The 19,598-nt window shown below is 48.5% G+C and carries 22 protein-coding genes; 16 read left to right on the forward strand and 6 right to left on the reverse strand.

From position 1 onward, the window contains the following. Window positions 1–57: 57 nt before the first annotated feature. Together C7R93_RS07500 and C7R93_RS07505 are read left to right on the forward strand one after the other, a co-directional pair. Window positions 58–1,137 (forward strand): M42 family metallopeptidase, encoded by a 1,080-nt coding sequence (locus tag C7R93_RS07500; protein WP_106838227.1) that lies wholly within the window; start codon window positions 58–60, stop codon window positions 1,135–1,137. 41 nt (window positions 1,138–1,178) lie between these two features. Further along, window positions 1,179–1,694, forward strand: coding sequence for a hypothetical protein (locus C7R93_RS07505; protein ID WP_106838228.1), 516 nt, complete (start codon window positions 1,179–1,181; stop codon window positions 1,692–1,694). Window positions 1,695–1,766: 72 nt separating this feature from the next. On the opposite strand, the gene C7R93_RS30205 is transcribed toward C7R93_RS07505, so the two are convergent. The 3 genes from C7R93_RS30205 to C7R93_RS07510 are packed head-to-tail and all read right to left on the reverse strand — an operon-like array spanning window position 1,767 to window position 3,310. After that, a complete protein-coding gene (locus C7R93_RS30205; protein ID WP_167402441.1) occupies window positions 1,767–1,904 on the reverse strand; it encodes a hypothetical protein in 138 nt (45 codons plus the stop codon). A gap of 15 nt (window positions 1,905–1,919) precedes the next feature. Continuing rightward, window positions 1,920–2,066: a hypothetical protein gene (locus C7R93_RS30210; protein ID WP_167402442.1), complete on the reverse strand. Its 147-nt coding sequence runs from the start codon at window positions 2,064–2,066 to the stop codon at window positions 1,920–1,922. Further along, window positions 2,063–3,310, reverse strand: coding sequence for an MFS transporter (locus C7R93_RS07510; RefSeq protein WP_106838229.1), 1,248 nt, complete (start codon window positions 3,308–3,310; stop codon window positions 2,063–2,065). The genes C7R93_RS30210 and C7R93_RS07510 overlap by 4 nt, the downstream gene beginning before the upstream one ends. 335 nt (window positions 3,311–3,645) lie before the next feature. Between C7R93_RS07510 and C7R93_RS07520 the strand changes: the two genes are divergently transcribed. From C7R93_RS07520 to C7R93_RS07535, 4 genes are all read left to right on the forward strand, one after another. After that, on the forward strand, window positions 3,646–3,870 hold the full coding sequence (locus C7R93_RS07520; protein WP_106838231.1) for a hypothetical protein: 225 nt from the start codon (window positions 3,646–3,648) through the stop codon (window positions 3,868–3,870). A 132-nt stretch (window positions 3,871–4,002) separates the two neighbouring features. Continuing rightward, window positions 4,003–4,314 (forward strand): YtrH family sporulation protein, encoded by a 312-nt coding sequence (locus C7R93_RS07525; protein WP_007720892.1) that lies wholly within the window; start codon window positions 4,003–4,005, stop codon window positions 4,312–4,314. Continuing rightward, complete coding sequence (locus C7R93_RS07530) at window positions 4,311–4,856, forward strand: sporulation membrane protein YtrI (protein ID WP_106838232.1); 546 nt, start codon at window positions 4,311–4,313, stop codon at window positions 4,854–4,856. Before C7R93_RS07525 ends, C7R93_RS07530 begins: the two co-directional genes overlap by 4 nt. Window positions 4,857–4,912: 56 nt before the next feature. Then, window positions 4,913–5,689 (forward strand): sporulation protein, encoded by a 777-nt coding sequence (locus C7R93_RS07535; RefSeq protein ID WP_106838233.1) that lies wholly within the window; start codon window positions 4,913–4,915, stop codon window positions 5,687–5,689. A 68-nt stretch (window positions 5,690–5,757) separates the two neighbouring features. On the opposite strand, the gene C7R93_RS07540 is transcribed toward C7R93_RS07535, so the two are convergent. Continuing rightward, window positions 5,758–5,847, reverse strand: coding sequence for a sporulation protein YjcZ (locus C7R93_RS07540; RefSeq protein ID WP_106838234.1), 90 nt, complete (start codon window positions 5,845–5,847; stop codon window positions 5,758–5,760). Between the two features lie 188 nt (window positions 5,848–6,035). Here C7R93_RS07540 and codY point away from each other — a divergent pair, with 188 nt between their 5' ends. From codY to C7R93_RS07590, 10 genes are all read left to right on the forward strand, one after another. Next, on the forward strand, window positions 6,036–6,812 hold the full coding sequence (gene codY, locus C7R93_RS07545; protein ID WP_106838235.1) for a GTP-sensing pleiotropic transcriptional regulator CodY: 777 nt from the start codon (window positions 6,036–6,038) through the stop codon (window positions 6,810–6,812). Window positions 6,813–7,017: 205 nt separating this feature from the next. After that, window positions 7,018–8,511, forward strand: a complete 1,494-nt coding sequence (locus tag C7R93_RS07550) for a M81 family metallopeptidase (RefSeq protein WP_106838236.1) — start codon at window positions 7,018–7,020, stop codon at window positions 8,509–8,511. Then, window positions 8,512–9,390 (forward strand): MurR/RpiR family transcriptional regulator, encoded by an 879-nt coding sequence (locus C7R93_RS07555; protein WP_106838237.1) that lies wholly within the window; start codon window positions 8,512–8,514, stop codon window positions 9,388–9,390. Between the two features lie 25 nt (window positions 9,391–9,415). Further along, window positions 9,416–11,014: an ABC transporter substrate-binding protein gene (locus C7R93_RS07560; protein WP_106838238.1), complete on the forward strand. Its 1,599-nt coding sequence runs from the start codon at window positions 9,416–9,418 to the stop codon at window positions 11,012–11,014. A gap of 17 nt (window positions 11,015–11,031) precedes the next feature. Further along, window positions 11,032–11,952, forward strand: a complete 921-nt coding sequence (locus tag C7R93_RS07565; protein ID WP_106838239.1) for an ABC transporter permease — start codon at window positions 11,032–11,034, stop codon at window positions 11,950–11,952. Between the two features lie 15 nt (window positions 11,953–11,967). Further along, window positions 11,968–12,822 (forward strand): ABC transporter permease, encoded by an 855-nt coding sequence (locus C7R93_RS07570; protein ID WP_106838240.1) that lies wholly within the window; start codon window positions 11,968–11,970, stop codon window positions 12,820–12,822. 22 nt (window positions 12,823–12,844) lie between these two features. Then, window positions 12,845–13,834 (forward strand): ABC transporter ATP-binding protein, encoded by a 990-nt coding sequence (locus C7R93_RS07575; RefSeq protein WP_106838241.1) that lies wholly within the window; start codon window positions 12,845–12,847, stop codon window positions 13,832–13,834. Further along, the gene (locus tag C7R93_RS07580; RefSeq protein ID WP_106838242.1) at window positions 13,831–14,838 is read left to right on the forward strand and encodes an ABC transporter ATP-binding protein; all 1,008 of its coding nucleotides are present in this window, start codon (window positions 13,831–13,833) and stop codon (window positions 14,836–14,838) included. Before C7R93_RS07575 ends, C7R93_RS07580 begins: the two co-directional genes overlap by 4 nt. Beyond that, window positions 14,819–15,931 (forward strand): o-succinylbenzoate synthase, encoded by a 1,113-nt coding sequence (gene menC, locus C7R93_RS07585; protein WP_106838243.1) that lies wholly within the window; start codon window positions 14,819–14,821, stop codon window positions 15,929–15,931. Before C7R93_RS07580 ends, menC begins: the two co-directional genes overlap by 20 nt. Before the next feature lie 26 nt (window positions 15,932–15,957). Continuing rightward, entirely contained in the window at window positions 15,958–17,394 is a 1,437-nt protein-coding gene (locus C7R93_RS07590; protein WP_106838244.1) for a serine hydrolase domain-containing protein, read from the forward strand. Between the two features lie 71 nt (window positions 17,395–17,465). On the opposite strand, the gene C7R93_RS07595 is transcribed toward C7R93_RS07590, so the two are convergent. Continuing rightward, entirely contained in the window at window positions 17,466–18,785 is a 1,320-nt protein-coding gene (locus C7R93_RS07595) for an MFS transporter (protein WP_106838245.1), read from the reverse strand. Continuing rightward, on the reverse strand, window positions 18,757–19,491 hold the full coding sequence (locus C7R93_RS07600; protein WP_106838246.1) for a transcriptional regulator: 735 nt from the start codon (window positions 19,489–19,491) through the stop codon (window positions 18,757–18,759). Before C7R93_RS07600 ends, C7R93_RS07595 begins: the two co-directional genes overlap by 29 nt. Window positions 19,492–19,598 lie beyond the last annotated feature (107 nt).

Below are 19,598 nucleotides of genomic sequence, written 5' to 3' on the forward strand. Positions count from 1 at the left end.
GCGGATAATAGAGAAGGAAAACAGGCATGAAACTAGGGTCGAGGAGGATTTTTGGCGATGGAAAATAAATTTCAAGTTGAACTGTGGAACCGTTTGACGCAGGCACCAGGAGCGCCTGGTTTCGAAGGTCCGGTACGCGAGATTATGCGGGAATACATAAGCAGCTATACTAGTGAACTCATGTACGACAATTTGGGCAGTATTTTTGGCGTTATGCGTGGTGACGAGAACGGCCCAAAAATTATGGTAGCGGGTCACATGGACGAAGTGGGCTTCATGGTCACCCGAATTTCTGATAAAGGATTTATTTCATTTCAGACGTTGGGAGGCTGGTGGGGGCAGGTCCTGCTTGCGCAACGTGTACAAATTATTACGGACAATGGACCGGTCGAAGGTGTAATCAGCTCGATCCCGCCGCATGTCTTGAGCGACGATCAGCGCAATCGCCCGATGGATGTACGCAACATGTATATTGATATCGGCGTTGATTCGAGTGTGGAAGCCGAACAGGTAGGAATACGTGCTGGCCAGCAAATTGTACCGGTTTGCCCGTTGCAGGTCATGGCCAATCCGCGCCGTGTGATGGCCAAAGCATGGGATAATCGCTATGGTTGTAGTTTGGCAGTGGAGCTCGCAAAAGAGCTGCACGAAAACCCCGATCATCCGAATGTCGTCTACGTCGGGGCCACTGTACAGGAAGAATTGTCCGGGCAGCGCGGTGCGAAAACGGCCGCTGCGTCCATTGATCCGGATTTGTTCTTGGCTTTGGATGCGAGTCCAGCCACAGACATACCAGGTGTAAGAGACGATGGTGGCAAGCTCGGTGGTGGACTTTTGATGCGCATCTACGATCCGATGTACGTCATGCCGGTAGGATTGCGTGAGCTTCTCATCTCCACGTGCGAAGAGGAGAACATTCCGTATCAGATTTATGTGGCAAAAGGCGGAACGGATGCAGGTGTCGTTCAGTACCATGGCAAGGGAGTGCCGTCTGCCGTTATTGGAATTCCATCCCGTTACATTCACAGCCATGCTTCGATCATTGATCGCGAGGATTACGAGGCTGCAAAGCGTCTGCTGTTCAGTGTTATTCGCAAGCTGGACCGTGCGACGTGGGAATCTATTTTGCCTAGATAAATAGTCTGGAGAAAATCGTTGAGTGAGTAGAAAGCGGAGGAGTGCTTTTGAACGCGATCATATTGTATACACGGCGTCAGGGCGAAGCTACGTCATTTGAATTTAATGTGTTTGACAATCAATTCGCTACGGAGAATCTGGCAGTGCGCAAGGTATTGATGGCCATGCTAGCAGCTGTTTCCAACAACTTGACCGATCTGGAAGTGGAGTACAACGACAGCATACTGGTGGAAAAGGTCGGGGCGAAGCATGCCGGGGAGCTGCTTCGCTTTCTCGGGGCAACAAAAGAGAACATGCGGGAAAATCTGAGCAATGGTGTAGTCGTCAGCCGGACCTTTCAAGCGCCTTTTACAGAGGAGCGCTACGAATATTTTTATAACTTGACGGACATCGCACAGCTGTCACACTATCGCTTGAAAGAGGGCGAAGACGATCGCATCGTGTTTTATTTCACACGCTATCTCCAACTGATTGCGCCTGATGAAAAGTCTCGCCAAGCGTTTTTAGACAGACTTGAAGCATATTCCTTACCGTACAAGCTCGTTCCGATTGCGTAAATAAAACATAAAAAAGTCATTTTGCCCTTGCATGAAGGAGCAAAATGACTTTTTTTATGGCTTGCCTGAAGGTTAGGTGGAAGGCCGATTCGGCCCCTCCAGCTTTTTGTCTCCATAGCCCGGTGCATCGTTTTGAACGTTTTTGGGCTGGCGATTGCGCTCGTCTGGTCGATTTTGCTGGACAGATGAATCTTTGTTTTGCTTGGTCATGTAATTACCCCTTTCTTATGGCTGCCAAGTCGAATTTGTCTTCTGGCGAATTCGGGAGGATACATGGTCTTCCAACTGGATGAATAGGGAGGTGAGCGGCACTCGCCTAAGCACTTCCAATTGCTTTTCGGGTTGATGCTGTGCGTGTTCCTTTGCGTTCATGTGGCACCTTCCTTTCTGCGATTTTTTAAGGGAGAGTCAAGTACAGCGTTTTTGTAGCGGGGAATTGCGTACAGGGCAAACAGACCAAGAACGGCCGTCAAAAACAGCGTAATCACTCCATAGCCAATCCACGGATAACTGCTGCCGACTCCCCCCAGTTTTTCAACCATCGCTCCACCCAATCCCGTCCCAAGAGCTGTCCCAAGACCAGATACGAAATTGGAAAAGCCAAAGTACGCACCCAGCCATTCTTCCTTTGCAAAATGAGTGACGAGGCTGTCCAGCATCGGCATGAACAGCATCTCACCCAAAATGAAAAGAATCCCAGCCCCGCACAGTGTGAGGAAGTGGTTCGCCCATCCCATGAGCGTAAGCCCTGCTCCTACCAAGATCGTTCCCATCGTTACAGACAAGTACGGATTGATGCGCTGTAGAACAAAGCGTGAGATTAACCCTTGCAAGACGACGACACTGAGCGAGTTGATCGTCCAAATGAGGCCAATCATTGTAGCGGAATGCAAGACATGCTCTCCCCGCAGTGGCAGGATCATGGCGAATTGAGCGTAAAGCGCCCAGATTAGGAGCGAAATCGCGGAAAAGAACAGAAAGCTGCGATGTGTCAAGATGTGACGATACTCCTTGATCGGCGTTTGCTTGCAATCTGTTCCCACACAGCGATCATCGGGAAGGATGAAGCGAGAAAAGACAGCAAGTGCTCCGTATACGAAGGCAGCTACGAGAAACGGCTGTTTCCCACCCGAAGTCATCCATGTAATGACCAAGCCTGCGACAATGATCCCGCTATGAGCGAGTATCCCTCTCCACGAGAAGGCAGCCGTTCTTTGGCTCTCATCCACTTCATCCGCGATCATGGCTTTAATGGTAGGAGCGATCAGCCCAAACCCCAAGCCGTTGACAGAGGAAAATAACAGGAAGAAACCGTAGGAATGGCTGAAGTGATAGCCTGCCATGGCACATCCTTGAAGGAATGCCCCCAAGGCCAGGATGGAGCGTCTGCCCCAGCGATCTGATATCAAGCCGCCTGCCAAGCTTCCGATTTGGTATGTGATGCTTCCCGCTGCCAAAATGATGCCGACTTGGGAGAGAGAAAGAACCCGTACCTTTTGTAAAAACACAGGGAAGACAGGAACGACCAGATAAGAGGCCATGTGCATAAAAAAGACGATCGTCAGTAACAGCAAGTATGGTTTGTTGCGTAACAGAGATCCAGTAGAGGCTGTCATGTTCGTCTCCTCTTTGATTCATTCCTCTCTAGTATGAGTGGAAAAGGATTGTCCCTATGCAACATCTAGTCGTTTTTCACAAACAAAGTAGGCTAGCACACAAATTCGATATGAAGGCAGGCGAGCGTCCAATCCAACAAGCGCGGAACCACATATACCTATAGGGAAAGGTACCATGGGCGGTAGGGAATGGTGCGAGGAGCGCGGCAGGATGAAGGGGGGATCTGGCGTGAGAGGATTTGGTTTCTTCAACGAGGAAGGTTTCGAAGTGATCATCTGGATCATCGTGATCATCTTTCTCCTCTCCATATTTTTTGACGAAGGGATAGATTAAGATGAGTGCATATCGGCCGGTTCGTCAACTGAATCATTATTACAAATCAAACGACGCTTTCAAGAAATGGATTCGTGCCAATGAGCAATGGTTCAAGCAAAATCCGGACGTTTTTAATCAGATGCTGCGCAATCCGAAAATGGTTAATTTGTTTACAGATCTCATGATCATGAATTCGCCGCGCATTGACAAGAAACTGAAGAAATGGAGAAGGAACCAACGCTGATCGATCCGGCATGCTGCCAAATAGAGCATGCCGCTTTTTATTTGGAACGCTGACGAGTCCTGTTATAAAACCGGGATGACGAGCGTAGGGATAAGCATACCCTGCTTGTTCGAAGAAAGGATGAAGTACAACATGGCACAAGTCATTTTGACGTTTTTCGTGGCTTATGGCATTGTGGTTGGCGGCGCTCTTTCAGGTGGGGTGGGCGCATTTCTCACAGAAAAGCCTCCGCTGTTATCCATGGCCCAATTAGCTGACCAGCTCAAAATATGGGGATTGGTTGGGGCATTGGGAGGAACGTTTGATTCGTTTTTGCAGATCGAAAAAATACTGATGGGAAATTTGACACCTGTCTTTAAACAGCTCGTTATGATCGTAGTCGCATTCTTGGGTGCCCATATCGGTACAATTTGCGTGCATTGGCTGGTACAGGTGCGCTCATGAAGGTGACTCTTTGGAAACGTTACCTCGCTCTTTTGCTCATGGGGTGCGTGTTGGGCGGAACCGTGATTTTATTTACATACGGACGCGAAATGGAACAGATGATGCTGATCAAAAAAAGCTTAGAGCTGCAAAACAAAAAACTGTACGAGGAAAATCTGGAACTGAAGCAAAATCAGCGCGTCTATCGTAAAAAGCAAGAGACCGTCATTGAAGACGTGCGCGCCTCTGTGCTCACTGCGGATCAGAAGCAGCCGCTTCATGCCACTATCGTCGTACAAGTAGTCGATCGCGTGGAAAAGGATCTCGCCTCGTTAAAAGGGAAGAAGGTTGAGCAGGTTGCGGAGGTTCATCAGGTCTTGCATGAGATGCTGCGACGCCGCGAATATATTTTGTCTGATCGAACGACAGTGGAGGTGCGAATTAAAACGGTTGTGATCAGCAGGACGCTGCATGTGTTCGTGACAGCGGATGTGATACCAGACGATGTTTGGCAAAAGATTGCGCGAAACTTTCTATTTCTTCCGCCGTATATTTCAATATAGAATATCTGATAGCCAGATCATGTAGGTCTGGGTCGGTATAAAGGAGAGGCGAACACATGTCCATGTTCAAAAAATTGTTGGCTAGTGTAGGTATTGGTTCTGCGCAAGTAGATGCACGTCTTGAGCAGGATTCACTCATTCCCGGCGATATGGTCAGAGGTGAGGTCCATATCAAGGGAGGAGATGTGGCCCAGGAAATCGACGAAATCTACATGTATGTCGTCACACACTATGAAAGAGAAGTCAACGATAACAAGACGAAGGAAGAATGCACACTTGTTAAATATCGTCTGTCTGAGCGGGTACAATTGAAACCGAAAGAAGAAACAGTTCTGCCATTCGCTTTTCAATTGCCTTACGAGACGCCATTGACGATGGGGCGTCAACCTGTTTACTTGCGGACAGGTCTCGATATTAAAAATGCGATTGATCCGGGTGATTCTGACTTCATCGAGGTTCGCCCACATCCGTTAATGTCAAAAGTGTTGGATGCTGTTCAACAGATCGGATTCCAACTGTACAAAGTAGACTGTGAATACAATCGCCACCTTGGTCGCAATCATCCGTTTGTACAGGAATTTGAATTCCGTCCGACAGGGCCATACCGTAGCCAATTGGAGGAGCTCGAAGTAGTCTTCTACCTTCGCGATGGCGAATTAGAAGTTTTATTGGAACTGGATAAACGTGCGCGAGGCTTTATGGGAGCATTCGATGAAGCGTTTAATCTCGATGAACGCTATATCCGTTTCCGCTTAACGAATGCAGACGTGAACAAACATACGCATGTCATTGCAGAAGCGATTGAAGCGCTCATTAAGCAGCAGCTTCGCTAGAGAATGATATAAAAAAGGCCTGACGGAGTGAAAATGAACACTCTGTCAGCCTTTTTTTGTATGGAGTCTTAATCGTCCCCAACCCCTACAATGGACAGCAGAACGAACAAGACGAGAACCAGCGCAATCCCATTAAAGCCACCGTTAAACAAGCTCATCGATTTTCCCCCCACCTACAAGATGTAGTCAATTCCCTATAGGATAGTCACTGATCTATGAATCGGTGTCGAGGCTTTTACCTAAATTCCCGTACACAACTTTCTTTTTAATTTTTCGATTTGCATGTTTAGGGCTGGATTTTTCTGACAATACTGTGAGCATGAAGAATCCAGAGGAGGATATTATTATGAATTTGTTAGAAAAAACGAGAAAAATTAATGTGATGCTTCAAAAAACAATGGGTGGCAGTGGAGTGGGTTTCCAAGATCTGGCAAGGCTTTTATCTGAAGTGATTTCTGCAAATGTTTACATCATTACCGCAGATGGCTCGATCCTGGGAAGTGGAATGAATCAGGAAATTTCCCTTCAAGAAGACGGTCGTTCATCCACGCAGTTGCAGGAAGGTGTACATCAGAAGCTGCTGGAAGTTACACAAACCTTGGCGAACGAGCCGATTACCAGTCCATATAGCCTGGTTCCAAAAGAGTTGAATTCGATCTTCCCACAAATGATGACGACGATTGTTCCCATCAATGCAGGGGGAAGCCGCCTTGGCACACTTGTCCTGCTGCGTGCTTACGGTCAGTTTGAAACAGAGGATCTGATTTTGGGCGAAATCGGTGCTACCGTGATCGGAATGAAAATCGTTCGTCAGCGCACAGAACAGATTGAAAATGAAGTGCGCGACAAAACATTTGCCAAAATCGCACTCTCTTCGTTGTCCTACAGTGAACAGATCGCGATTGAAAAAATTATGGAGCAATTGGATGCACGCGAAGGTTTGCTGGTGGCCAGTCAGTTGGCAGATCAAGCAGGTCTGACACGTTCTGTCATCGTGAACGCTCTTCGCAAGCTGGCAAGTGCGGGTGTGCTGGAATCCCGTTCGTTAGGGATGAAGGGTACATATATCAAAGTGCTGAATGACAAGTTCCCATCTGAATTGGCCAAATGGAAAACTTCATAAATTGCACGAGCTACCAAAGAAGCTCTCCCTGTACTAGGGAGAGCTTTTATTTATGAATCAACGAGTATAGCAGAATCGATAAAACGTTCATGATTTAGCAGTTGAATAAATGATTTTATTCCCTTTATAATGTCCACAAAGGTTGAAACTTCAAAAAAATCAAAAATTAAAGTTCATACTTCAAAATCGAATGGAGGGGCTATGAATGAAGGTGATCATTGGTGGAATTGCGCATGAAACGAATACGTTTTCCAATGTGCCTACGACGCTTGAGATGTTTCAAAGCTATGAGTGGGATCATCATGAAACGATTGTGAACCGCAATCGAGGCGTTCGCAACTTTCCGGGAGGGATGGTGGATCGCGCCGAAGAGTTGGGCATCGAGCTGTTGCCGACCTTTCTCACCTTTACGTATCCAGCGGGCACGATTTTGCGAGAAGCGTATGATCGTATAAAAAAAGAGCTTCTTGACGCCATTGCCGCAACAGAAGGTGCAGACGCCATTTGTCTGGGGCTTCACGGAGCGGGGGTCGTAGAGGGAATGGATGATCTGGAGGGCGAACTTCTGGCTTCAGTGCGACAGTTGGTCGGTTATGACATTCCTTTAATAGTTACGCTCGACCTCCATGCCAACATGACACAAAAAATGGTGGATGAGGCCGATGCTCTCCTGGGTGTCCATCTCTACCCGCATGTGGACTGCTACGAACGCGGAATTGAAGCGATCGATCTGGCGCACAAGATGGTTACGGAAGGGGTTAAGCCGACCATGCATTTGACCAGATTGCCTCTATTGATTCCGACATCAGCTACTCACCATTCCCCGGCACGCGAAATAAACGAAGCCTGCTGGGCGTGGGAAAAGGAAGAAGGCGTCATCGACTGTGCATTCTTCCACGGATTTCCCTATACGGACATTCCTGAGCTGGGCGTCTCCGTTTTGAGTGTTACGAATAACGATCAGGAGCTTGCCAAAAAAGTGAGCGAGGATGTCGCCAGTCTTATTTGGGAAAAGCGGGATGAATTCGAGCTGAACATGCCTGCTCCTGCTGAGGGAATTGCGATGGCACTGGAAACGGAAGGGATGCCCATCGTAATCAATGAGACCTCAGATAATCCAGGCGGAGGCACACCCGGAGACGGAACGCATTTGCTGCGGGCGATGCTTGCAGCCAAGCTGACAAATGCATGCTTTGGTTTTATTTACGATCCCGAAGTGGTCCAGATTGCTCATCAGGCTGGGGTAGGCGCTACCATTCAACTATCACTTGGTGGAAAGACAGATTACTTGCATGGAGAACCACTTGAAGTTACAGCCTACGTCAAAGCTTTGACAGATGGAAAATTCATTGCGACGACGCCGATGGGGCAAGGTGGTCATGAAAATTTTGGCAAGTCCGTTCGCTTGCAAATTGACGGGGTAGACGTACTGGTTTGCTCTGTGAAATCGCAAGTGCTGGACGAGCAAATTTTTCTATTGCACGGTATTGACGTGACCAAATACAAGATCGTGGCCTTGAAATCAAGCACACATTTCCGGGCATCATTCGAACCGATCAGCGCACGCGTTATTACCGTCGATTCACCAGGATTAACTACGCTCAACTTCCGCTTTTTCAAATACGAGCGCGCCATTCGTCCGATTTATCCGTTAGACCCAGCCACAGAGTGGAACCTACATCAATTGACAAGGAAGTAGATGATCATGGAATCCGTACAGGAGCGCATTCGCAAGCATTATCCGGAATTGACCAACCAACAAAAACTCGCAGCCAAATACATTCTCGCCGAGCCGAAGACCGTTGCACTGCAACCAGCCAAAGTTGTCGGGGCCTTGAGCGGCACAAGCGAAACTACGATCATCCGGCTATCTTACGCTCTCGCCTACTCCGGGTACAGTGAATTGCAAAATGAGATTCGCAGCTCCTTATTGGAAAAAGTCCCAAAAGCTGATGCCATCCACAGTTTTCGTACAGCGGCTGTGGAGATGAAGGGGAAACAAGACCTGATTTCTTATAACATGGAGCAGGATGTTGCGTATATTCGGCAAACGTTGGGGGAGCTACAAAAGGACCATCTTTTGCAAGCGGTTTCAAGTATTATGGCAGCCAAACACATTCTCGTCGTCGGGTTTCGTAGCTCCTATGCTCCGGCCCATTGGCTCGCCTTTACACTGAATGTCGTCAGAGGAAACGCGCACCTATACAATGGGCCGGTTGATGACGTCAACTATCTGTTGACCCAGATCAATCAGGAGTGGCTCGTGATCGCACTCTCCTTCCCCCGCTATACGAGTGAAACGATCCTATTTGCAAAAGCAGCCAAAGAGAGAGGCGCCAAAATCATCGGGATTACAGACGATGAGTTATCTCCGATTGGGCCGGTAGCCGATCAGATTTTGAAAGTCAGCGCACCTGCTCCTACTGCCTTAAAAGGAATGACGGCGATTTTTTCCATGCTGAATATTTTGATCAGTGGTGTGGTTCAGGCTGATGGCGAACAGGTACAACAAAGATTGAAAGAATACGAAGAGACAAGTAGACAAATATACCCGTTTGTGGAAGGGACCGAAGTGTAACGGCAATTGATAAGGGGGATGCGACATGAAAATTCACAGGTGGAAGCAAGGGGCCATGAGTGTATTTGTGGCAATGGCGTTGATTGCAGGCTGCTCCTCACAGCCAACCAATCAAGTAGGGAATGACACAGCGGCCAAAGGTAACACATTAGTCATCGCTTCCTTGACAGACCCAGACTCGCTTGATATGCACAAAACGAGCTGGCTGAGTATGGAAAACAGTTTAATATACGAGCCTCTATTGACCCGCGATGCAACAGGCAAACTCCATCCGGGTTTGGCCGAGAAGTACGAAATCTCGCAGGACGGCAAGGTTTGGACATTTATCCTCCGCAAAGATGTCCGCTATCACTCTGGCGATCCAATGACGGCAGTGTCCGTAAAAGATTCGTTTGACCGTTTGCTTGCCATTTCGCCTGTGAAGGGACTTGCAGGTCCGATTGAAAAAGTGGAAGCAACCGACGAGAATACGCTCAAGGTGCATTTTAGCCAACCGTTTGCCCCTTTTGTTAACGTCATTGTCGGAGGTTTAGTCTCGCCTCTTGATGCCAAAAAGGCAAAAGAATTAGGGGATGGGTTCTCAAATAGCCCATCCGCAACGGGGCCGATCATCTTTGACAAACGCGAGCGGGGTGCTTCGCTCACCTACAAGAAAAATCCTGACTATAAATGGGGGCCGGAGTACGCTGCCAACAAAGGTCCTCTGCAGGTGGACAGCATTATGTTCCGGCTTATGAAAGACGACGATACGCGACTGATGGAATTCAAAAAGGGTACGGTCCATGTGTTGTATGATGCGCCGCCGAACTCGGTTGCGGAGCTTGAGACACTGCCCGGAGTCAATATTGAGAAAGTGATGGACGTTGGAAACAAATACATCGCTTTTAACAATAAGCACCCGTTGTTTTCAGATGTCCGTCTGCGCAAAGCAGTAGCCCTCTCCGTAGATCGCGATCCGCTTGTTCAGGTAGCGTTGAACGGCTTCGGCAAGCCGGTCTATGGTCCATTGGCACCCACGATTTATGGCTACAGTGAAGCGATTGAAAGCAAGGCGAAGCAGTTGTATACGAGAGATTTAGGCAAAGCTAAGGAGTTGCTAGCGGAAGCAGGCTGGACGGACAGTAATGGAGATGGCATCGTAGATAAGGACGGAAAGCCGTTGTCTGTAGAAATGCTCGTCTCTCAAGAGCCGGCATTTCAGCGAGCGGTGCAGATTTTGCAGAGCCAGCTGAAAGAAGCCGGTATTGATATGAAAATAAGCGTGCAAGAAATGACGACCATCAAAGAGCGCATTTCGAAAACGTCGTATGACATGGCTTTGATGTACTACGGCTGGTTTGACGCTGATATCTTGTACCTCATCTTTGAAAAGAGCAATTCAACAAGCCGCACTCATTACAACAGCCCTGAGTTGGATGTTTTACTGAACAAAGGACGTTTGGAAATGAATGAGCAGGCGCGTCTCAAGATTTACGAAGATGCACAAGAGATTTTGCTAAATGATTTGCCGTGGGTCCCTTTATGGGTAAGTGAGACGGTTGTGGCAACTCGCGGGGTCAAAGGCTTTACGGTCAATCCGTACACGCAAGGTATCACGTTGCATGATGTCACGCTCGAAAAATAGACAACGGAGGTGAAGGCATGCGCCGATATGTCGTAAAAAGAATACTTTCACTGGTGGGTACATTGCTTGGCGTATCCGTCCTGATCTTCTTGATGGTGCACCTCATTCCGGGCGATCCCGCAACACAAATACTCGGCCAGTTTGCAACACCAGAGGCCATCAGTCAATTGAGAGCGAAACTTGGTCTTGACCAACCATTGTGGCAGCAATACATGCGATTTGTCGGCAACCTGTTCACTGGCGATTTGGGAACATCGTTATTCACTGGCGAAAAGGTCTGGGATCAGATTATGAACCGTTTCCCGATCACCATGCAGCTTGCCACCCTTAGTGTAATCATTGCCGCAATATTCGGTATCTTGCTAGGCACCATTGCTGCCGTCAAACAAAACACCATCATCGATCGGCTTGTGGTGCTTACCTCGTTACTCGGTATTTCGGCACCCGGCTTCTGGATTGCCTTGTTTCTCATCTGGGTTTTTGCTTACAAGTTGGCCTTGTTTCCGATTTCCGGCTATGAGGGGATTCACTCCCTGCTGCTGCCAGCGATCACCTTGGGTATGGCGGAAGCGGGGATGATCGCCCGAATGACCCGATCCAGTATGTTGGAAGTCATCAAGCAGGATTACATGCGGACAGCCGAGGCCAAGGGGGCGGCGCTTTTCCGAATCATAGTGAGCCACGGTCTTCCGAATGCCATTATTCCAGTTGTCACGATGATAGGGTTACAGTTCGGTTCGCTTATGGCTGGGGCTGTGGTGGTGGAAACTGTGTTTACTCTGCAAGGGATCGGCAGCCTAGCGATTGAGGCGATCGGTAAACGGGATATGCCGACCATACAAGGCATGGTGTTTTTCATGGCGTTGATTTTTGCCTTAACCAATTTGATCGTGGATCTCATTTACAGCCGGATTGATCCGAGAATCCATTTCGACTAAGGAAGGAGCGGATAGATGGTGAACATTAATCGTCCGGAGTCGTATTGGGTAGGGATGGGCAAACGGCTGAGACGCAATAAGACAGCAATGGCGGGTGTGGTCATCCTACTCGTCTTTACACTGGGATCGCTTCTTGCTCCAGTCGTTGCCCCTCATCCTGTCGAACAAATGAACTTTAACAGCCGATTAAGCGCTCCGAGTCTGACTCATCTTCTCGGAACAGATGATTTTGGCAGAGATATTTTTTCCCGTTTGTTGCACGGGGGGCGAATTTCCTTGCTGATGGGTCTGATAACGGTTGTGCTTTCTACCTTGGTAGGGGTAACGCTCGGTATTATCGCGGGCTATTATCGTCGCGTGGATCTGTTTATCATGCAGGGCATGGATATTCTCATGTCACTTCCCGCACTGCTTCTGGCGATCGCTGTCATTGCGGTCTTGGGTCCTGGGTTAACGAACGCCATGATTGCGGTAGTGATTGCCGTTATTCCGTCTTATGTGCGGGTCGTTCGCTCTGCGGTCTTATCCATCAGGGAAAAAGAGTACATTGAGGCTGTTCGCGCTCTGGGGATCAGAGACTGGCAGATTTTGCTGAAGCATATTCTACCCAATATTCTCTCCCCGATCATCGTGCTTTCCACCATTCAATTCGGTGTTAGTATTTTGGCGGCAGCGGCCTTGAGCTTTCTCGGACTGGGTGCGCAACCGCCGATGCCAGAGTGGGGAGCCATGGTTTTTGTCGGCAAGGCATTCTTGAGTCAGGCCTGGTGGATGTCCATTTTTCCTGGATTGGCCATTATGCTGGTTGTCCTTGGCTTCAATCTGTTAGGTGACGGATTACGGGATGCATTCGACCCGAAAACGAGGTAATGGATGAAGGGGGCACGAGCTGATGAAAGAAGTACTCTTGGAAGTAAATGATTTACGCTTGCAGTTTAAGACGGATAAGGGCGAGCTACCAGCGCTGCAAGGCATTTCTTTTCAACTGAAAAAAGGTGAGACGGTAGCGTTGGTAGGGGAGTCTGGCTGTGGAAAAAGCGTGACGTCCCTGGCGATTATGGGACTCTTGTCTCGGTCGAATGCACACATGGAGGGAAGCATTCGGTTTCGTGATACCTTATTGAACCAATTGAGTATCAGTGAACTTCGCAACATTCGCGGCAAGGATATCGCGATGATTTTTCAGGAACCGATGACGTCACTCAATCCGGTCCATACGATTGGTAAACAGCTAGAGGAAGTGTATCGGCTGCATACCGATTTATCGAAAAAAGAACGCCAAGCAAAAGCGATTGAGATGCTCAAAAAAGTGGGCGTGCCGAGGGCAGAAGACATCATGCGGGAATATCCCCATCAGCTATCAGGTGGGATGAAACAGCGCGTCATGATTGCTATGGCGATGGCTTGTAACCCAGATTTATTGATCGCGGACGAGCCGACGACCGCACTGGATGTGACCATACAAGCGCAAATTTTGGAACTGATGAACGATCTGAAGGAGACCGATCATACTTCCCTGTTGCTCATTACGCATGACTTGGGTGTCGTGGCTGAAATGGCTGATCGTGTACTTGTGATGTACTACGGGGAGATCGTAGAGGAAGCTGACGTTGCCAGTCTGTTTTCGAATCCGAAGCATCCGTATACGATTGGGCTTTTGCGATGCATCCCGGATCTGGATGAGGAGGAGAAGCTGCGCCTCGATCCGATTGAAGGCAGTGTCCCGCTATTGGGTGAAGTGACACAAGGGTGTGCATTCCGCTTCCGCTGCTCGCAGGCCGAGGAGCGATGTCACCAAGAAAAACCGCCGCTGATGGCAACAGGCACAGGTACACAGGCCGTTCGATGCTGGCTGTACCAGAACAAGGAGATGGCGGTATGAGCGATATCTTGTTATCGGTAAATGAATTAAAAACGTATTTTCCCATTAGCAAAGGACTGTTTCGCAATAGTGACGAAATGATCAAGGCAGTCGATGGGGTTTCTTTCCAGTTGCGAAAAGGCGAAACACTTGGGTTGGTAGGAGAGAGCGGTTGTGGCAAGTCAACAACGGGGCGCAGCATCATGCGACTCATCGAGCCGACGGGTGGAACGATTGAATTTGAGGGGCAAAACATTTCGGATATGTCGGCTGCACGTTTTCGTCCACTCCGCAAACGAATGCAAATTGTGTTTCAGGACCCGTATGCGTCGTTAAATCCACGAATGACCGTGCAAGGAGCTTTGGAGGAAGCGTTAGGCGTCAAAGACCCGAAGATGTCTGCGAAAGAAAGGCGCGATCAAGTAAGAGAACTGCTTCAAATGGTCGGACTGAATGCTCAATACGCTACTCGCTTTCCGCATGAGTTTAGCGGAGGACAGCGACAGCGGATCGGGATCGCTCGCGCACTGGCAGTGGAACCTTCATTGATCGTAGCAGATGAGCCGGTTTCAGCACTTGACGTCTCCATTCAGGCGCAGATCGTGAATCTGCTGCAGGATTTGCAGCAACGTCTAGGCTTGAGCTATCTGTTTATTTCACACGATCTCGGTGTCGTCCGTCACATCAGCGACCGAATTGCGGTGATGTATCTCGGACGAATCGTCGAAATCGCGAGCAAAAAAGATTTGTTTACGCGCCCGTTACATCCATACACAGAAGCGCTCATGTCAGCAGTTCCCAAAGCCAATCCGTTTCGGAAGAAGGAGCGAATTGTTCTTTCGGGGGATGTTCCCTCTCCGGCGAATGTCCCAGTGGGGTGTGCGTTTCATACCAGGTGCTCTTATGCTACGGATATTTGCCGAACAGTGCGTCCTGTCGCTACATTAGCTTCGCCACAACATTATGTTGCTTGTCATTTATATGGAACAGAAGGGATGAAGTACATTGAAAATCGAACGAATTGAACTGCAGCAACTACACATGCCACTTCGTTTCCGTTTTGAAACGAGCTTTGGATATACGACCATCAAGGAACTCATTCTGGTCAGTGTGTATGGAGAGGGAGAGGTAGGGCACGCAGAAAGTGTGGCGATGTCCGCCCCTTATTATAGTGAAGAAACGACAGAGACAGCTTGGCACATGATGGGAAAGTTTATGATTCCAAAGCTGTTCACGAGTGAGATCGAGACCCCGGAGGATGTGGATCGGCTGTTTGCCCCTATTCGCCGCAATAACATGGCGAAGGCGGCTTTAGAAGGCGCAATCTGGGATCTCTACAGCAAGCAAAAAGGAATCTCTCTCGCCAAAGCATTAGGAGGAGAGAAATCTGTCATCGATGTCGGGATCAGTATCGGCATTGAACCAACAGTGGAACAGGTGTTGGCAAAAGTAGAGCGCCATCTCGGTGAGGGCTACAAGAAGATCAAGGTAAAGATCAAGCCGGGCTTTGACGTAGAGGTGATTCGAGCGATCCGCGAACGCTTTGGCGAGGGTGTCCCGCTGATGGCGGATGCGAACTCCGCTTATACAATGGAGCATTTGGATGTGATGAAGGAGCTGGATCAATATGGGCTGATGATGATCGAACAGCCACTCGCACATGACGACATTATCGATCATGCCAAGCTGCAAAGGGAGCTGTCCACTCCAATCTGTCTTGATGAAAGCATTCATAATGTGGATGATGCCAGAAAAGCGATAGAGCTAGGTAGCTGCGGCATTATTAATATCAAGGTGGGGAGGGTCGGTGGGCTAACAGAGTCCAAACGCATACACGACTTGTGTCAGGCACACGACATCCCGGTTTGGTGCGGAGGCATGATTGAGTCTGGTGTTGGCCGCGCACACAACATTGCGATTACCTCTTTGCCGAATTTTACGATCCCAGGTGATACAGCCGCATCCAGCCGTTACTGGGAGGAAGACATTGTGGAAAATGGTGTAGAGTTGATGGCTCCCGGTCAATTGGCAGTTCCAGATAGCCCGGGCATCGGTTATACCCTAAACCAAAAGGCAATTGGCAACTATGTGATTCGTACGGCAAACTTCCGGCCTTAACAAAAACTGAAAAGGGGAGAAAGAGCATGGCGGATTGGGTTCAATCGTTTGAGGAATACGCGCAAAAGCTGCTTGCAGAGGCAAAAGTAACCGGAACAGCAGTTGGATTGGCAGAGCAAGGAGAGATGGGATATTTCCATGGATTTGGCTTGGCTGACAATACAGAGGATGCAAAAGCATTAACCCCTGATACAGTGTTTGGCATCGGTTCCGCGACCAAGTCATTTACTTGCGTGGCGATCATGCAGCTCCAGGATGCAGGAAAGCTCTCTGTGCATGATCCTGTCATCAAGTATCTCCCAGAGCTCCGTACGCCTAATGAAGCTTATACTCGGGAGATCACGATCCATCATCTGATGACACATACCGCCGGCTTCCCTCCCTTGGATACATTAGCTGGTGCGATGAAAAGAAGTATTCTGAAGGGTGGGGACGTTAAGTCCTCTAGCTCCGGTCTTGAGTTTGATCTCGATACAGTGGAAGAGATCAATACAAAAGAAGAATTCATGGCCTACATTGGCAAGCTGGATTACGAGTTTCTAGGTGCGCCTGGAACGGAGTTTAGCTACTCCAACGACAGTTATGCCATGCTCGGTCTGATTATTGAAAGAGTGAGTGGGATATCTTACGAGCAGTTTGTGCATGACCATATTTTGGAGCCAGCCGGGATGAAGAACAGTGCCTTTCTCGTCGAAGATTTGCCAGAGGGAGCAGAGGTAGCTACCTTGTTTACCCGAAAAAGTCCAAAGGATGGCGGTGAGGTATACCGTTCACCCTCGTGGTGGGATTCACCATCGATGCGCTCCGCTGGTTTTCTGAAATCGACGATTCACGACCTATTGCGCTATACCGAAATATTCAGAACGGGTGGATTGGTGGGCGAGAATCGCTTGCTCTCACCCGAGAGTGTGCAGGACATGACGGCGCCTCATTTCTCGATTTCGCCGTTTCAGGCATATGGCTATGGATTGTTTGTAGCCAATTGTCATGATGGAACACTCATTGAGCACGGTGGAGCGATCAAGGGAGTTGCGGCACAAATCTTTGTCTTCCCGGAGCGTAATCTGACAGGAGCCATTCTCATGAACACAGATGGCGGTCCGATGGCGGATTTGATGCACGGCATTTTGAATGCGACCAATGGACGTTCTACGGATACGGTACCGTTCCAATATCCGGATTATGAGCTGGCTGTAGAAGCACTCCCTGCATTTACAGGCGAGTACCGCTCTTCCGAAGGGGCGATCGTATCGGTTGAAATCGAAGAAAATGAGCTGGTAGCAAAGAGTAACGGGACGAATATTCCACTTCGTTCAGTGGGAGAAGACAGCTTCGTCATGAAGCGCGGAGAAACCGACGCGTTTATCCGCTTTGTACGAGATGAGGCAGGAGTAGTCACACGGATGGGCTTTGGTGCTCGTCAGCTGATAAAGGTCTTTGCTGAAAAAGAACAAACCGCATAAATAGAAAGAACGCGTACCTGCAAGAGCTCATGCTTGCGAGGTGCGCGTTCTTTCTATTTATAGTAGAGGCGTTACGAAGAAAGGGTGACAGGACGCTGCTGCTCCTCTACCATAGGTCGCTTCCAGTTCGGGTGGTGCTCCATTTGCCGGAACGAGCGGAAAAAGAACAGGCTAAGGCTGATACTTGCAAATATGATACCGCCAAAGAATAATAGAAGCCCCGGTGTTGCGATGTTTTTGGCGAGAAGAAAGGAGCACAGTGCATAGCTGACTGGCCCGAAGCCGACGGACATCAAGGAAAGCAATGACATGACACGACCGAGCATGTTGGCAGGGGCGATACTTTGAATGTAGGTGATAAACGGAATATTCGTCATACTGAGTGCCATTCCGATGAGAAAATGAGAGACAAGTCCAAAGGAAAGCTCCTCAATGAAATAATACGAGCTGATTCCAACTCCCATACATCCGAGAATGACAGGGAGTAACATAAATTTTCCACGGAATCCTTTAAACAATCCTGTCAAAATACCGCCGACAATCATGCCCACTCCAAGTGAGGTACTGAGTGAGCTAAAAGCACTCCCGTCCCATCCGAGGTCATTTACATGAATGGGAATGATCATGTTAACTGGGCCGGAGAACATCATGTTGGTGAACAGTGATGTTGTTAAAATAAGAGCAAGGATCGGGATTGAATACGTAAAACGAATTCCTCCCACGATATCTTTGAAATATGAGCTTGCCCTTGATTCTGTTGAAGACTCTGAAGTCGTGTCTTTGGTGTATGAGTGTGAATGGAGAGAGAGTACAAAGAGTGTTCCTACGAAGAAGGTGCATGCCAAAATCATAAACATGATCGGATAACTAACAGTTCCAATTAATAAGGCAGTAACTACCGGTCCGGCAACCAAGCTAATCTGATGGCATAGTTCCATTAAGCTGTTAGCTGGCGCAAGTTGTTCTCGAGAGACAAGAGAGGGTAGAATCGAGCTACGTGCTGGCCAAAAAAATGCATCGACTGTCCCGAATAAAGCCGCCATGACATACAGGCTCACTGGGAACCAGGCGCCATTTCCTTGAAGCATAAGCAAACTGAAGCAGGCTAAAATAATTCCCCTAACCAAAAGGGAGGAAAACATAATCCATTTTCGATTCAAACGATCAGCAGCCACCCCGCCCGCCAGCATAAACAGGAGACGGGGGATGGACAGACAGATCAAAGTCGTGCCGAGGATTGCTCCTGAGCCCATGGCATTCACGATATACCAGTTGAGCAGGATGAAGAAAGCTCCGTCAGCCATTGCCGAAAATAAAGTGCCGCACCATAACCGGACAAACGATCCATTTTTCCAAAGGGAATTATTTGTCGCCAGAGTGCTCATCTCTATTTTCCTCCTTCTTTTTCTTCACCACAATTTTGCCGGTGAGATGCTTGAATTCAGACTGTTGGTGCTCATAGTTATCTGGCAAGGAATCGTCTTCTGCGACGTAGTAACGTTCATTCGTCATGAACCCGACCGTGACCATGTAAAAGTTTTCAACCGTATCCTCCGCTTCTCCAGCAGCAATCCTCTCTAAGTAGCGATCTTCCATTTCGGATAGCTCCTCAAGTAAAGCCTGATATTTATTGAGCCAAGCAAATATTTCTTTCCGAGGTGCTTTCACTTCGGAGTTAACTGCAATTGCAGGAAGACGATCCTCTTGATCCGAAAAGAGCATGAATGACTCGTCTGGTGCGTTATATAGGCGATTCATACTGGAGCGCAGGTGATTTAGCATCGTTTCCTGCAACAGGATGCTGTCTTCACGTAGGGAAGGCAGCAAATCATCACTAACCTTGAAGTCGTAAGCAACAGCCCGATAAAACTTTTGCACGATGCCGTTTTTTTCTTCCGTACGCACGACCTCAACGAAGCCGTGGCTTTCCAATTCCTTCAGGTGATAATGCACTTTAGAGGGCGAAAGGGAGAGAAGGGTCGCGAGCTGCTTGCCTGTGTATTCCTCCTTGACCAGCATCGTGATGATCTGTAGGCGCAAGGAATCACTGACAGCTTTTAATTGATCCAAAGTTTCCACAACTACGTATCGCTTCAAGTCGATCAACCTCGTTTCGCTGAACGTGAATGTTTTATTATTTTTAGACGTTCAGTTTTATTTGAACGTATTGTAACAACAAAACGGTCCGTTCCGCAAGATCAATT

The sequence above is a fragment of the Brevibacillus fortis genome (assembly GCF_003013395.1).
Classification (GTDB): Bacteria; Bacillota; Bacilli; order Brevibacillales; family Brevibacillaceae; genus Brevibacillus; species Brevibacillus fortis.